This is a genomic window from Microbacterium sp. LMC-P-041, from assembly GCF_030209555.1.
Classification (GTDB): domain Bacteria; phylum Actinomycetota; class Actinomycetes; order Actinomycetales; family Microbacteriaceae; genus Microbacterium.
The window spans coordinates 317590-332324 of the sequence record NZ_JARVRV010000008.1 but is presented as its reverse complement, the minus strand read 5'-3'; the positions used below and the strand labels follow the sequence as shown (position 1 = coordinate 332324).

The following is a 14735-nucleotide window of genomic DNA, read 5'->3' as shown; positions in this document are numbered from 1 at the left end:
TCTGTCGGGGGGGGGGCGTCGGGATGCGGGGATCGGCTCCCGCATCCCGACGGGTCGGGGTGCGGGCTCAGGCGCCCCAGCCGGCCTGCACGCCACCGACGCGGTCGGCGGCGATCTTCTGCTGGTAGCCCGACTCGGCGTAGGCCGCCATCGGGTCGGCTGCGAGGCCGCGCGACTCTCGCCATTCGGCGAGCGCGGGGCGCACGTCGGTGTAGAACGCGTCCATGAAGACGGCGTTGGCGGCGAGCACGTCGCCGGACTTCTGCGCCGCGGTCAGGGCGTCGCGGTCGACGATCAGCGCACGCGCCGTCATCTCCTGCACGTTGAGCACCGAGCGGATCTGACCGGGGATCTTGTCCTCGACGTTGTGGCACTGGTCGAGCATGAACGCCACATCGGGGTTGTTCAGGCCGCCGCCGCGCACGACCTCGAACAGGATGCGGAACAGTTGGAAGGGATCGGCCGCGCCCACGATGAGATCGTCGTCGGCGTAGAAGCGCGAGTTGAAGTCGAACGACCCGAGCTTGCCGAGGCGCAGCAGCTGCATGACGATGAACTCGATGTTGGTGCCGGGTGCGTGGTGGCCCGTGTCGAGGCACACCATGGCCTTGTCGCCGAGGGACGAGACCTGGGCGTAGGACGTGCCCCAGTCGGGAACATCGGTGTGGTAGAACGCCGGCTCGAAGAACTTGTACTCGAGCACGAGGCGCTGGTCGTCGCCGAGGCGTGCGTAGATCTGCTGCAGCGACTCCTGCAGGCGGTCCTGACGGCCGCGCAGGTCGGCCTGCCCCGGGTAGTTCGAGCCCTCGGCGAGCCAGATCTTCAGGTCGCGGCTGCCCGTGGCATCCATCACGTCGATGCAGGCGAGGTGGTGGTCGATCGCCTTCTGGCGGATCGACGGGTCTTCGTGGGTCAGCGCGCCGAACTTGTAGTCGTCGTCCTGGAACGTGTTGGAGTTGATGGTGCCCAGGGTCACGCCGAGGTCCTCGGCGTGCTTGCGCAGGTCGGAGAACGAGTCGACCAGGTCCCACGGGATGTGCAGGGCGACCGAGGGTGCGAGCGCCGTGTACTTGTTCACCTGCGCGGCATCCGCGATCTTCTCCCACGGGTCGCGGGGCGTGCCGGGCGTGCCGAACACCTTGAAGCGCGTGCCGGAGTTGCCGAACGCCCAGCTGGGGAGTTCGATGCCCTGCTGTTCGAGGGCGGCGAGGTTGTCGGACGAGAGGATGCTCATGAGGCGCTGCCTTCGGTGTCGGTGCGGTTGTCGATGTCTGATGCGGGGGAGTCGCCGGCGTCGGCGAGCTGGTCTTCGAGGTGGAACACCTCGGCGAGTGCGGTGGCGGCCTGGTCGGGGCGTCCGTCGAGACCGATGAAGAATCGGCTCATCTCGGACTCCCAGCGCGCGGCGACGGGGGAGGCGGCGAGATACGCCTGGGCGGCGGCATCGTCGTCGGTCTCGTAGTAGCCGACGAGCGTGCCGCCCTCGGCGAGGAACAGCGAGTAGTTGCGGCGGCCGGCGGCCGCGATCTCGGCCAGCATCTCGGGCCGGACCGGCGAGTGACGGGCGAGGTATTCGTCGAGCAGTTCAGGACGCACCTGCAACTGGAACGCGACGCGGGTCATGATGGTTCTCTCTTCATCGAGCGGATTTTGAATCGTTTCATTCAATGTCTCAACCCTAGACACGGGCGAGCGACGTGTCAAGCGAGCGTCGGCGGTCACACGGCGGTGATGACCGCATTGTCGAGCTGATCGGCGTCCACGCCCGGGCGCACGGCCGCGTTCGTGAGCAGCACCCAGCAGACGCCCGCCGTCGGGTGCACCCAGAACTCCGTGCCCGCCCACCCGCCGTGGCCGAAGACGTCACGGTCCACCAGCCCCGGCGCTCGTGAGCGCAGGTTGAACGTGAAGCCCCAGTCCTGACCGCGCTCAGAGGGGTACGGGTCGAGGCGGGGGATCGCGCCGGTCAGCGGGCGGAGCATCATGGCCAGTCCCGCCGGAGACAGGATGCCGTCCTTCGCGCCCTGGCCGATGCGCAGCAGCTCGGCGCCGAGGTGCAGGAGATCCTCGGCTCTGCCCAGGAGGCCTGCGCCGGGAGCACGCGTGGCGTGGAACCGGTCGAGGTCGAGTCCGCCGGCCGCGGCATCCGGAACCCCGAGGGACTTGCTCGGGTCGAGGGTCAGGCCGATCGCGCCGATGCGATGCGCCCAGTCGAATGTGCCGGCATCCCAGGTCGAACCGGTCGCGTGCTCGATCAGCGCCGCGATCCCCTCGAAGGCCAGGGTGGAATACCGCGACGCGGTGCCGGCGGCGAAGTCCCGCCCCTGGCTGAGCAGCTCGTCGCGCAGCGGAAGCGCGGTGTCGAGAGCCGGCTCGGAGATCCCCGAGGTGTGGGATGCCAGGTGCCACAGCCGCACGATGTCGTCACGAGAGGTGCCGAACTGCGGCAGGGCGTCGGCGAGCGGAGTGTTCGGGGTGAGCAGACCCCTCTCGATGGCGCGCGTCGCCGTGATGCCGGTGAGCACCTTCGTGATCGAGAACAGCGGATACACGGCATCCGTCGCGGCCCCGAAGCCCTCGAGGTCGACGATCCCGTCGGCGGTGGCCATGCCGAGCACGGCTGTCGGCAGGCGCTCCGCCTGCACGTGACCGCGTGCCCAGTCGAATGCTGCGTCGAAGGTCATGGCTGCTCCTGCTGATTCGGATGGTCGCGCTTCCCAGACGGGTGCGGTGACTCTACGATAGGACCATGGCACAGAAAGCGCTTTCCCATCCGGCCGCGCTCATCGACGGTGATCACCCGACCCGCTCCGTGCTGCGCCTCGTCGCCCGCCGTCCCTGGCGACTGACCTTCGCGATCACGGCCTTCGCGATCAAGGAGATCCCGCTCTGGTTCCTGCCGGTGATCACCGCCGCGATCATCGACGTCGTGGCGAGCGACGGCGATGTCACCGAGGTGCTGTGGTGGTTCGCGCTGGCCGCCGTGCTGCTGCTGCAGAACTACCCGAACCACATCATCTACACCCGCAACTTCATGACCGTGGTGCGAGACCTCGGTGCCGATCTCCGCAACGCCCTCACCGCGCGACTGCAGAGCCTCTCGATCGGGTACCACACGAGGATGAGCTCCTCGATCGTGCAGACGAAGGTGGTGCGCGACGTCGAGAACGTCGAGCTCATGCTGCAGCAGGTCACGCATCCGCTCCTGTCGTCGACCATGGTGATGCTCGGCGCACTCAGCATGACGGCGGTCACCGTGCCGCAGTTCCTTCCCGTGTACGCCCTCGCCGTGCCGATCGCGATCGGCATCCGCTACGGCATGCGCAATCGATCGCAGCGTCGCAACGAGGTCTTCCGGCGCGAGATCGAGACGCTGTCGGCCCGCGTCGGCGAGATGGCGTCGCTGATCCCGGTGACCCGCGCTCACGGGCTCGAGGAGACGGCGATCAACCGCGTCGCGGGCGGGGCGGATGGCGTGCGCCGCGCCGGACTCGACCTCGACCTGCTGAACGGCCGGGTGGCCTCGATCTCCTGGGTCGCGATGCAGCTGCTCGGCGTCGCCTGCCTCATGCTCGCCGCCGTGTGCGCGCTCACCGGCTTCCTCCCGATCACGCCGGGCGAGGTCGTGATGCTCTCGAGCTACTTCACGCTGCTGACCGGCGGGCTCACCCAGCTGCTCATGCTCATTCCCGTCGGCGCCCGCGGGCTCGAGTCGGTGCGCTCGATCGCCGAGGTGCTGCAGGAGCCCGACGTCGAGCAGAACTCCGGCAAGCGCGTCGTCTCGGCGGTCGCCGGCGAGATCGTGCTCGACTCTGCGACGCATCGCTACGCGGATGCCGACGACGACGCCCTGTTCGAGATCGATCTGCGGATCGCCCCCGGTGAGACGGTCGCCTTCGTGGGATCGTCGGGATCGGGCAAGTCGACCCTCCTGAACCTCGTGCTCGGATTCGTCCGTCCGACGAGCGGCCGCATCGTGCTCGACGGCGCCGACATGCAGGAGCTCGACCTGCGCACAGTGCGCCGGTCGATCTCGGTCGTGCCGCAGGAGTCGGTGCTGTTCGAGGGGTCGGTCTTCGACAACATCGCCTACGGCATGCCCGACGTCACGCCCGATCGCGTCGAACAGGCGCTGCGAGACGCCAACGCGTGGGAGTTCGTGAGCGAGCAGTCGCAGGGGTGGGACACGGTGGTCGGCGAGCGCGGAGCGCGCCTCTCGGGTGGTCAGCGCCAGCGTCTGGCGATCGCCCGCGCGCTCGTGCGCGATCCGCGGATCCTGCTGCTCGACGAGGCGACGAGCGCGCTCGACCCCGAGTCCGAGGGACTCGTCAAAGAGGCCCTCGAACGGCTCATGCGCGGTCGCACGACGCTCGTGGTCGCGCACCGGCTGTCGACGATCCGGCAGGCCGATCGCATCGTCGTGCTCGAGCACGGACGTATCGTCGAACAGGGCTCGCACGACGAGCTGCTCGCCGCCGACGGGCGATACGCCCGCCTGCACCTGGTGCAGAACGGCATCAGATGACCCCGGCTCAGCGTCCTGAGGAGGAACGATGACAACCGAGAAGACCCTTCGCGCGGCCCTGGTCGGCACCGGGGCGGTGGCGAACGCGCACGCCCGCGCGGTCGCCGCGTACCCGCGCGCCGAGCTCGTCGCCGTCGCCGACCTCAGCCGGGAGAAGGCGCAGGAGTTCGCCGGCCGATACGGCATCGATGCCGCCTACGGCGACCTCGACGAGATGCTCGCCGCCGAGCACCCCGACGTCATGCTCATCTGCACGCCGCCCGGGCCGCACCGTTCGCAGTCGCTCGCAGCCTTCGCAGCCGGCGCGCATGTGATCGTCGAGAAGCCGCCGGCACCGTCGCTCGACGAGCTCGACGAGATGCGCGCGGCGGCCGAGGCCGCGGGCAGGCAGCTGGCGGTCGTCTTCCAGCAGCGCACCGGCACGGCCGCGGCGCACGTGCGCGGGCTGCTGCAGAGCGGAGCCCTCGGCCGCCCGCTCGTCGCCGTGTGTCAGACGCTCTGGTTCCGTGACGCCGGCTACTTCGCGGTGCCGTGGCGCGGCAAGTGGGAGACGGAGGGCGGCGGAACGACCCTGGGCCACGGCATCCACCAGATCGACCTGCTCGCTCACCTGCTGGGCGACTGGTCGTCGGTGCAGGGCAGGCTCTGGCGGCTCGACCGCGAGACCGAGACCGAGGACGTCTCGACCGCGACCATCGTCTTCGGCCAGGGAGTGGTCGCGCAGCTCGTCACCAGTGCCGTGTCGCCGCGAGAGACGAGCTCGATCCGCATCGACACCCAGAAGGCCACGGTCACGGTCGACCACGTCTACGGCCACGGTCATGAGAACTGGCGGATCACCCCGGCGCCCGGCTTCGAGTCGGAGGCCGAGGGATGGGCGTTCCCGGATGCCGAGGAGCGCAGCGACCACGAGCCGCTGCTGCGCGACGTGTTCGACGCTCTGCTCGAGGGCGCACCCCTGCCTCCTACCGCTGATGCGCCCGCGCGCTCACTCGAGATCGTGGCGGCCATCTACGCCTCGGCCGCTGCAGACGGCACGGTGATCACCCCCGAGCTGCTGGGCTCGCACCCGACGCACCGGGCCGGCTTCGCGAGCCCGGTCACCGATCTCCGCAGGTGAGAGAGCTCTACCGCGACCCCGTCTACGACGGCGCCACCGACCCGCGGGTCGTGGTCGACGCCGACGGGCTGTGGTGGATGTTCTACACCCAGCGTCGGGCGAGCCTCGCGGATGCGGGACCGGGGGTGTCGTGGGTGCACGGCAGCCGGATCGGGGTCGCGACATCGACCGACGGTCTGGACTGGCGCTACGACGGAACGCTCGAGCCCACGGCATCCGATCTCGTCCTCGAGCCCGGCCCGCCGCCCGCCGAGGTCGACCGCACGCACTGGGCCCCGGAGGTCTTCTGGGACGGTGCGCGCTGGCGGATGCATCTCACCGAGATCGACGGCATCCCCGACCGCTGGCCGGGGTTTGCTCGCGCCATCGTCGAGTACGTCTCCGACGACCTGCGGCACTGGTCGAGACGCGGCCCGCTCGTGCTGAGCAGCGATCGTGTGATCGATGCGGCCGTCGCGCGCACGCCCGACGGACTGTGGCGCCTCTGGTACAAGGATGAGGCGGCGGACTCGGTGACCATGGTCGCGTCATCGCCCGACCTCGTGGACTGGTCCCTCGACGGCGTCGCGATCGGAGGACGGCCGCACGAGGGGCCGACCGTGTTCGAGCTCGGCGGTCTCTGGTGGCTGATCGTGGACGAGTGGCGGGGGATGGGCGTCTATCGCTCCGACGACGGCACGCGCTGGACGCGTCAGGGTGATGCGGATGCCGTGATCCTCGCTGATCTGCCGACCGGAGGGGTCGGCAGTCACGGCGCGCAGGTGCGCGTCGGCGACGACCTGTGGTTCTACTTCTTCGCCGCCGCCGCCGCCGCCGCCGCCGCGGAGCGGGCTCCGGCCCACGCTGCGACGGGCGAGCAGAGGCGATCCGCCGTGCATCGCGTGGGGCTCGAGGTCGAGGGCGGGAAGCTGATCGTGAGAGGATCGAAGATCCCGCGGTAATCGATGTAATCCCCGCCGCGAATTGCCGGTTGCGAAACGTTTCAATCTGGATTAGCGTGCAGGTAAGCGTTTTCCCCGCACGATGGAGATCGCATCCCGCACCACATGGACACAGGCGTTCCGCGGCCCTGCCGAACGAGGACGTTCATCAGAGAGGACAACGATGTTCAGCAAGAAGCGTCTGGCGGCCGCAGCGGCCGTCGCCACCAGCGCAGCGCTGGTACTCGCCGGCTGCGCCGGCGGAGGCAGCCCCGAGGGCGAGCCCACGTACGACCCCGACGAGAAGGTCACCCTCGACCTGGCGTTCTGGGGCAACGACGTCCGCGCCGATCTCTACAACCAGGCGATCGAGGCGTTCAACGAGGAGTACCCGAACATCACGGTGAACGCGACGTTCCTCGGGTTCCCGGAGTTCTGGGAGAAGCGCCAGACCGAGGCCGCCGGCGGCGGACTCCCCGACGTCATGCAGTTCGACTACTCGTACCTGCGTCAGTACTCGGAGAACGGCCTGCTGCTCGACCTCGAGCCCTACCTCGGCTCGGTCATCGACACCGAGCCGCTCTCCGAGAACATCCTCGGCATCGGCGTCGTCGATGACACGACCTACGGCATCACCACCTCGACCAACGCGTGGGGCGTCTTCACCAACCCCCAGCTGCTCGAGACCGCAGGCGTCGAGGAGTTCCCCGGGGGCGACTGGGAAGACTACGACGAGTGGATGGGCGAGATCACCGATGCCGGCGCGGGTGAGTTCTGGGGCGGGTCCGACTGGACGGGGCGCATCCAGAACTTCGAGCTGCAGCTGCGCAGCGAGGGCAAGAACCTGTTCGACGAAGACGGCACGCCCGGCTTCGACGAAGACCGTCTGAAGGAGTTCTGGGAGGCCGGAGACGACATCCGTGACGGAGTCGTCGTTCCGCAGCAGGTCGTCGAGGAGCTCAACCCCCTCACCGCGTTCGACGCCGCGAAGAACGCCAGCGAGCTGACGTGGGACAACTTCGGTGCGGGCTACCTCGCCAACCTCGGCGAGAGCTACACCGAGCTCGGCCTCGTCGCCCCGCCGGTCACGAAGGAGGGCGCGAAGGATCTGTACCTGAAGCCCTCGATGCTGCACACGATCTCGGCCAAGACCGAGCACCCGGAGGCGGCGGCGACGCTCGTCAACTTCCTGGTCAACTCGCCCGAGTCCGGCGAGATCTTCGGCACCAACCGTGGCCTCCCCGCATCCGAGACCGCTCTCGAGGCCGCAGAGCTCGATCCCATGAGCCAGCTCGTCAAGGACTACGAGGAGTCGATCGCCGACCGCCTCGGCGACGCTCCGCCCGTGCCGATCGTCGGCTACGGCACCCTCGAGGAGAAGTTCCGGGTGCTGGGCACCGAGCTGAACTTCGGCACCACGACGGTCGACGAGGCCGTGACGCAGTTCTTCTCCGAGATGGACGTCGTCCTCAACCAGTGATCCCGTCGGTGGGCCGGGTGGCATCCGCCCGGCCCACCGCATCCCATCCACTTCGGAAGGAGCTGTCATGAGCACGACGGCGACCAGGACGATCGTCACGGGCAAGAAGTCCGGGCGAGGGCGGGCGCTGCGCAGCGGCCGCCGCCCCGAGAACGAACTCGCGCGGCCGGGCCAGCGCGCACGTCTGCGGCGTGAGACGGCGACCGGCTATGCGTTCCTCACCCCGTGGCTCATCGGCTTCTTCGGTCTCACCGCCGTGCCGATGATCTACTCCCTGTACCTCTCCTTCACGAAGTACAACATCTTCCAGCCGCCCAAGTGGATCGGGCTGGACAACTACATCCGACTCTTCACGAGCGACCCGAACTTCATCCAGTCGGCGCAGATCACCCTCGTCTACGTCTTCATCGGCACTCCGATCACCCTCGCGGCCGCCCTCGGCGTCGCGATGCTCCTGAACTACCGCGACAAGGGCGCCGGCTTCTTCCGCTCCGCCTTCTACGCGCCGTCCCTCATCGGCGGCTCGGTCTCGGTCGCCATCGTGTGGCGGGCCATGTTCTCCTCCGACGGTCCGGTCGACAGCGGTCTGCAGATCTTCGGCGTCGATCTCGGCGGATGGATCGGCAACCCGAGCCTCGTGCTCCCGATGATGATCCTGCTCGCCGTCTGGCAGTTCGGAGCCACGATGGTGATCTTCCTCGCGGGTCTCAAGCAGATCCCCAAGGAGCTGTACGAGGCCGCAGAGATGGACGGCGCGAACGCCTACCGTCGGTTCCGCGCGGTGACGATCCCGATGCTCTCCCCGGTGATGTTCTTCAACCTGCTGCTCGGTCTCATCGGCGCGTTCCAGGTGTTCGCCTCGGCGTACATCATCTCGAACGGCACCGGCGGCCCCGCCGGCATGACGAACTTCATCACCGTGTACCTGTACAAGCGAGGGTTCTCCGACGGACAGATGGGCTACGCGGCCGCGATCGCGTGGGTCCTGCTCGTCGTCGTCGCGATCATCGCCTTCATCCTCTTCCGCACTCAGAGGTCGTGGGTGCACTACTCGGGAGACGACAAATGAGCACCTCCAATCAGGCGACCACGTCCGGCGCCGCATCCACTCCGGTCTTCGCCGCGCAGCAGACGACGCCCGTCGGTCCGCCCGCCCCGCGTCGCCGCATCAAGCGCAAGACCTGGCAGACCGTCATCTGGTTCATCGGTCTCCTCGTGCTCACCGCGGTGGTGCTCTACCCGCTGCTGTGGCTGTTCCTGTCGACGTTCAAGCCGAACTCCGAGTTCGGTCAGAACCCCGGTCTGCTGCCGCAGGCGCCGACGCTCGACAACTACGGCAAGGTCATGGAGGGCATCGCCGGAGTGCCGATGTGGCGCTTCTTCCTGAACTCGCTGATCCTCGCGGTCTCGGCCGTCGTCGGCACGGTGCTCTCGTCGGCGCTCGCCGCCTACGCCTTCGCACGAGTGCAGTTCAAGGGACTCGGCGTGCTGTTCGCCGCGATGATCGGCACGCTGCTGCTGCCGTTCCACGTCGTGATCATCCCGCAGTACATCATCTTCAACCAGCTCGGATGGGTCGACACCTTCATCCCGCTGATCCTGCCGAAGTTCCTCGCCACCGAGGCGTTCTTCGTCTTCCTTCTCGTGCAGTTCATCCGTCAGATGCCCCGCGACATGGATGAAGCGGCGCGCATCGACGGAGCAGGCCACCTGCGGATCTTCTGGTCGATCATCCTGCCGCTCATCAAGCCCGCCCTGATCACCTGCGCGATCTTCTCGTTCATCTGGGCGTGGAACGACTTCCTCGGCCCGCTGCTCTACCTGACGAGCCCCGAGAACTACCCGCTGCCGATCGCGCTGCGCCTCTACAACGACCAGACCTCGTCGTCCGACTACGGCGCGACGGTCACGGCGTCGTTCGTGGCGCTCGTGCCGGTGCTGCTGTTCTTCGTGGTCTTCCAGCGCTTCCTCGTCGACGGAGTCGCCACGCAGGGACTGAAGGGCTAGTCATGTCGGTCATCAACGCAGAGCGTCGGGCGCACCGGGCGGCGAAACGAGAGGCACGGTCGGGCGCCGGCCCGACGGTCGCCGGTGTCGAGCCCGGGGTCAACCCCGGAGCGACCGCCAAGTTCGGTCTGTTCGGCGAGGTGCTCACGGTCGGGCTGCTGATGACGATCATCGCCCTCGGCGTCGTCACGCTGCCGATCGCCCTGGCTGCCGGCATCCGTCACCTGCGTCGTTTCGTCGCCGCGGAGGACTCGCGCACGGCCCTGTTCTGGGACGACGTGCGCACCGGCATCCTGCCCTCGCTCCGCGTCGGGGTGCCGGCTGCGCTGATCGCCGCCGTGCTCACGGTCGACGTCGTGCTCGCGGGCTCGGGCGCACTGCCCGGTGGCGAGTTCATCGCGGTCATCGGCTGGGCGGGGCTGCTCGCTCTCGCGGTCGCCGTGCTGCTCGCCGCCGGCGCCTGGTCGCCGTCGACCGGGTGGACCGCCGCGGTCCGCGCGGTGCCGGGGATGATCACAGCGGATGCCGCCGGAGCCGCGTACATCGCGGCCGCGGCCGTCTTCACCGGCGTCGTGACCTGGGCGCTCGCGCCCCTGTTCATCGCGGGCATCGGCTGTGCGGCGCTCGCCGTCGTCGCGGTTCCGGGGCGTCGTCGGCGCGGAGTTCACCCCGCGGAATGAGAAGGTAGTCGTGGCGCACGCGCGGACGGACGGAGGCAGGCCATGGCGGTAGGGGTGAAGGACGTGGCGGCTGCGGCCGGCGTCTCGGTCGGCACCGTCTCGAACGTGCTCAATCAGCCCGAGCGCGTGTCCGCCAAGACGGTCGAGCGCGTGCAGCGGGTGATCCAGGAACTCGGCTTCGTGCGCAACGACGCCGCCAGGCAGCTGCGCGCGGGTCGCAGCCGCAGCATCGGACTCGTGGTGCCCGACATCGGCAACCCGTTCTTCGCCGAGGTCGTGCGCGGCGCGGAGGACCGGGCAGCGGATGCCGGCATGACGGTGCTGCTCGGCAACAGCGACGAGCGAGACGAGCGCCAGGTCGCGCACCTCGAGCTCTTCCAGGAGCAGCGGGTCAACGGCGTGCTGCTCACACCCGCCACCGACGACCTCTCGGCCGTGCATCGATTCGCCGCGGGCGGCATGCCGGTGATCCTCGTCGACCGCGAGGTGGAGGAGGGGCTGCTGCCGTCGGTCTCGGTCGATGACGTCGAAGGCGGACGCCTGGCTGCCGATCACCTGCTGGCTTCGGGACGTCGCCGGCTGGCATTCGTCGGAGGACCGCAGTCGGTGCAGCAGGTCGCCGATCGTCTGCGCGGCGTGCAGGCGGCCGTCGCCGCTCACCCCGATGTCACTCTCGAGATCTTCGAGCAGTCCGCGCTCACGGTGCTCCAGGGCAGGGCTGCGGGCGAGGCCATCGCGGCGCGTGGGCCTGAATCGCGCCCGGATGCCGTCTTCGCCGCGAACGACCTGCTCGCCGTCGGGCTGCTGCAGGCGTTCAGCTTCGGCTCCGGCATCCGTGTGCCCCAGGACATCGCCATGGTCGGGTACGACGACATCGACTTCGCCTCGGCGACCGTCGTGCCGCTGAGCTCCGTCCGCCAGCCCGCCAGGCTGCTCGGCTGGACCGGGGTGGATCTGCTGCTGAAGGAGCTCGACGGCGTCGAGCACGACCGTCGCGTGCGGTTCCAGCCCGAACTCGTGGTGCGCGAATCGAGCGCCGGCTGAGGGATCGTCTCGGGTCACGCGCCGTCACCCGTGCCGTGTGCATGACCGGAGCACGGATGCGGGAGCATCCGTCGGTTCTCGTCCTGCAGATGTGCTTTCGTCCTGCAGGCGGCCCGGCCGAGGACCCTGAGCCCCGATTCGTTCCAGCCACGGGAACCCGTTATGATTGCAAGGTGCATCCGCTCTTCACGGTTCGGATGCCTGGAGACGTCGCATAGTCCGGCCGAGTGCACCACCCTGCTAAGGTGGAGTCCCCTCACGGGGACCAGGGGTTCAAATCCCCTCGTCTCCGCAGAAAGAATCCCTGCCTCGGCAGGGATTTTCTGTTCTCAGGCGCTGACTCCGAGTTCCTGAGCCGCGATGGCATCCGCGAGGTACGACGCGGTGGTGCTTCCGCTCGCGGAGGCGACGGAACGCGGAGTTCCCTGCGCCACGACAGTGCCGCCGAGCTCTCCGGCTCCCGGTCCCATGTCGATCACCCAGTCGGCCTGTGCGACCACGCGCATGTCGTGCTCGACCATCACGACCGTGTTGCCGGCATCGACGAGATGCTGAAGATGGACGAGCAGTCGATCGGTGTCCGACGGATGCAGTCCTGAGGTGGGCTCATCGAGCAGGTAGAGGGTGTCGCCGTGCTGGGCGCGCCGCAGTTCGGACGCCAGCTTCACGCGCTGCGCCTCGCCGCCGGAGAGCTCGGTCGCCGACTGGCCCAGCGGCAGATACCCGAGCCCCACGTCGAGGAGGGCATCGAGGTGTCGCGCGACGTCGGCATCGTCCTCGAAGAGGACACGCGCGTCGTTCACGCTCAGGGCGAGGACGTCGGCGATGGTGTGCCCGTGGAGCTCGATCTCGAGGGTCTCCGGGTTGTAGCGCGTGCCGCCGCAGGTGCCGCAGGGGGCGTGGACGGTGGGGAGGAAGAGCAGCTCGACCTCGACCGTGCCCTCGCCCTTGCAGGTGGGGCATCGCCCGCTCGCCAGGTTGAACGAGAACCGGCTCGCGGCGTAGCGCCTCCGACGCGCTTCCGGTGTCGCGGCGAACAGCGCGCGGACGCGGTCGAAGAGCCCGGTGTACGTCGCCACGTTCGATCGAGAGGTGCGGCCGATCGGCTTCTGACTGACCTGCACCACGCGTCGCACGCGGTCGGCGGGGCCGGAGGCGCGACCCGTCGTGTGGGCGATCGGTGCGGAGAACAGCGGATCAGCTGCTGCGCTGCCCTGCTCTTCCCTCGTCGACGTGTCGGTCGACGAGCCGTCCACCTCGCTGGAGAGGCTGCTCTGCAGCAGGTCGGGCAGGGCCTGGGTGACGAGAGACGACTTGCCCGAACCGGAGACGCCCGTGACGGCGGTGAGGCAGCCGAGGGGGATCGACACCGAGACGCTGCGGAGATTGTTCCGCGAGACGTCGACGAGCACGAGTTCGGCGTCGGGCTCGCGAGGGGCCCGCGGCTGTGCCGTCGGCTGCTCGGCCCGCAGGTCGTCGGCGAACAGATATCGTCTCGTCTGGGAGCGCTCCGCGTCCCGCAGCCCATCGATCGGGCCGGAATAGACGATCTCACCGCCGGTGGATCCCGCTCCGGGGCCGATATCGACGATCCAGTCCGCATGCCGGATCACGTCGAGGGAGTGCTCGACGAAGAAGACCGTGTTTCCGGAGTCTCGCAACGAGCGGAGGATGCGCACGAGCGCTTCGCCGTCGGCGGGGTGGAGGCCGGCAGACGGCTCGTCGAGCACGAACATGACCCCGAACAGCTGTGACAGCACCTGGGTCGCGAGCCGCATACGCTGCAGCTCACCCGACGAGAGCGTCGGGGTCGAGCGATCCAGCGAGAGGTAGCCCAGACCGAGCTCGATGATGGGGGAGATCCGATCGCGCAGCTCGTCGACCAGCCGGTGCGCCGCGAGCTTCTTCTCGGGTGGGAGCGCTTCGCCACCGGCGCCGGGGGCATCCGTTCCGTTGCCGGATGAGTCGAGTGCCGTCTCGAGGAGTGCCTCGAGGTCCGCGAGTGGCATCGCGGCCATCTCTGTGATGTCGAGACCGGCGAACGTCACGGCGAGCGCCTCGGGCTTCAGGCGGCGTCCGTCGCACATCGGGCAGCGGACGCTGACCATGAAGCTCGCCGCCTTCTCGCGCATCTTCGCGCTCTTCGAGTTGGCGAAGGTGTTGAGCACGTACTGCCTCACGCCGACGAACGTGCTCATGTACGAGGGCTCGATGCCGGCCGCGACGGCTTTGCGCACCTGCGCCGGGCCGCGGTCGGTGAACACCGGAACCTGAGGCGACTCCTCGGTGTAGAGCACCCACTGACGCTGCTTCTCAGGCAGATCGCGCCACGGGATGTCGATGTCGTAGCCGAGCGATATCAGGCTGTCGATGAGCTGCTTGCCGTGCCAGGCGCGCGGCCAGGCGTCGAGCGCACGGTCGCGGATCGACAGCGACTCGTCGGGGACCATGAGGTGCAGCGGCACGTCGTACACCTGCCCGATCCCGTGGCAGCGCGGGCACGCGCCCTGCACGGTGTTCGCGGAGAAGTCCTCGGCGAACAGCGGCTCCGCCCCACGGGGGTATGTGCCCACTCGCGAGAACAGCATGCGGATGACGTTGCCGATCGACGTGGCGCTGCCGACGGTCGATCGAGCGCTTCCCGCGGTGCGCTGCTGGGGGAGGGCCACCGCCGGAGGCAGCCCGCCGATGGCGTCGACGTCGGGGATGTCGACCTGGCTCATCAGGCGCCTCGCGTAGGGCGCCACCGACTCGAAGTACCGACGCTGCGCCTCGGCGTACAACGTGCCGAATGCGAGGGAGCTCTTGCCCGAGCCGGAGACGCCGGTGAAGGCCACGAGGGCGTCGCGGGGTATCGCGACGCTCACGTCGCGAAGATTGTGCACCCGTGCTCCGGTCACGACGATGGCGTTCGACGTGCCGGACAGCTTCGACGGTGGGGTCCCGCCCATCATGGACC

The 14735-nt window shown here is 68.8% G+C and carries 12 protein-coding genes and 1 tRNA gene; 9 read left to right on the top strand and 4 right to left on the bottom strand.

What is annotated here, in order from left to right:
* Positions 1–67 precede the first annotated feature (67 nt).
* The 3 genes from rhaI to QRN21_RS16220 form a co-directional block, all read right to left on the bottom strand.
* Complete coding sequence (rhaI, locus tag QRN21_RS16230; RefSeq protein ID WP_053098756.1) at positions 68–1234, bottom strand: L-rhamnose isomerase; 1167 nt, start codon at positions 1232–1234, stop codon at positions 68–70.
* A complete protein-coding gene (locus QRN21_RS16225; RefSeq protein WP_053098757.1) occupies positions 1231–1623 on the bottom strand; it encodes an L-rhamnose mutarotase in 393 nt (130 codons plus the stop codon). Before QRN21_RS16225 ends, rhaI begins: the two co-directional genes overlap by 4 nt.
* 95 nt (positions 1624–1718) lie before the next feature.
* Positions 1719–2684, bottom strand: a complete 966-nt coding sequence (locus QRN21_RS16220) for a serine hydrolase domain-containing protein (RefSeq protein WP_285365260.1) — start codon at positions 2682–2684, stop codon at positions 1719–1721.
* 65 nt (positions 2685–2749) lie between these two features.
* Between QRN21_RS16220 and QRN21_RS16215 the strand changes: the two genes are divergently transcribed.
* The 9 genes from QRN21_RS16215 (at position 2750) to QRN21_RS16175 (ending at position 12068) form a co-directional block, all read left to right on the top strand.
* The gene (locus QRN21_RS16215; protein WP_187249932.1) at positions 2750–4525 is read left to right on the top strand and encodes an ABC transporter ATP-binding protein; all 1776 of its coding nucleotides are present in this window, start codon (positions 2750–2752) and stop codon (positions 4523–4525) included.
* Positions 4526–4553: 28 nt separating this feature from the next.
* Positions 4554–5645: a Gfo/Idh/MocA family protein gene (locus tag QRN21_RS16210; RefSeq protein ID WP_285365259.1), complete on the top strand. Its 1092-nt coding sequence runs from the start codon at positions 4554–4556 to the stop codon at positions 5643–5645.
* Positions 5642–6586, top strand: coding sequence for a glycoside hydrolase family protein (locus tag QRN21_RS16205; protein ID WP_285365257.1), 945 nt, complete (start codon positions 5642–5644; stop codon positions 6584–6586). The genes QRN21_RS16210 and QRN21_RS16205 overlap by 4 nt, the downstream gene beginning before the upstream one ends.
* 163 nt (positions 6587–6749) lie before the next feature.
* The gene (locus tag QRN21_RS16200; protein ID WP_053098762.1) at positions 6750–8045 is read left to right on the top strand and encodes an ABC transporter substrate-binding protein; all 1296 of its coding nucleotides are present in this window, start codon (positions 6750–6752) and stop codon (positions 8043–8045) included.
* A gap of 67 nt (positions 8046–8112) precedes the next feature.
* Complete coding sequence (locus QRN21_RS16195; protein ID WP_053098763.1) at positions 8113–9114, top strand: carbohydrate ABC transporter permease; 1002 nt, start codon at positions 8113–8115, stop codon at positions 9112–9114.
* Complete coding sequence (locus QRN21_RS16190) at positions 9111–10052, top strand: carbohydrate ABC transporter permease (RefSeq protein ID WP_053098764.1); 942 nt, start codon at positions 9111–9113, stop codon at positions 10050–10052. Before QRN21_RS16195 ends, QRN21_RS16190 begins: the two co-directional genes overlap by 4 nt.
* Positions 10053–10054: 2 nt before the next feature.
* Positions 10055–10732, top strand: a complete 678-nt coding sequence (locus QRN21_RS16185) for a hypothetical protein (RefSeq protein ID WP_285365252.1) — start codon at positions 10055–10057, stop codon at positions 10730–10732.
* 42 nt (positions 10733–10774) lie between these two features.
* The gene (locus QRN21_RS16180; RefSeq protein WP_056276845.1) at positions 10775–11776 is read left to right on the top strand and encodes a LacI family DNA-binding transcriptional regulator; all 1002 of its coding nucleotides are present in this window, start codon (positions 10775–10777) and stop codon (positions 11774–11776) included.
* 203 nt (positions 11777–11979) lie between these two features.
* Positions 11980–12068: transfer RNA gene (locus QRN21_RS16175), tRNA-Ser, on the top strand.
* A 37-nt stretch (positions 12069–12105) separates the two neighbouring features.
* On the opposite strand, the gene QRN21_RS16170 is transcribed toward QRN21_RS16175, so the two are convergent.
* On the bottom strand, positions 12106–14730 hold the full coding sequence (locus QRN21_RS16170; RefSeq protein WP_200955154.1) for an excinuclease ABC subunit UvrA: 2625 nt from the start codon (positions 14728–14730) through the stop codon (positions 12106–12108).
* Positions 14731–14735 lie beyond the last annotated feature (5 nt).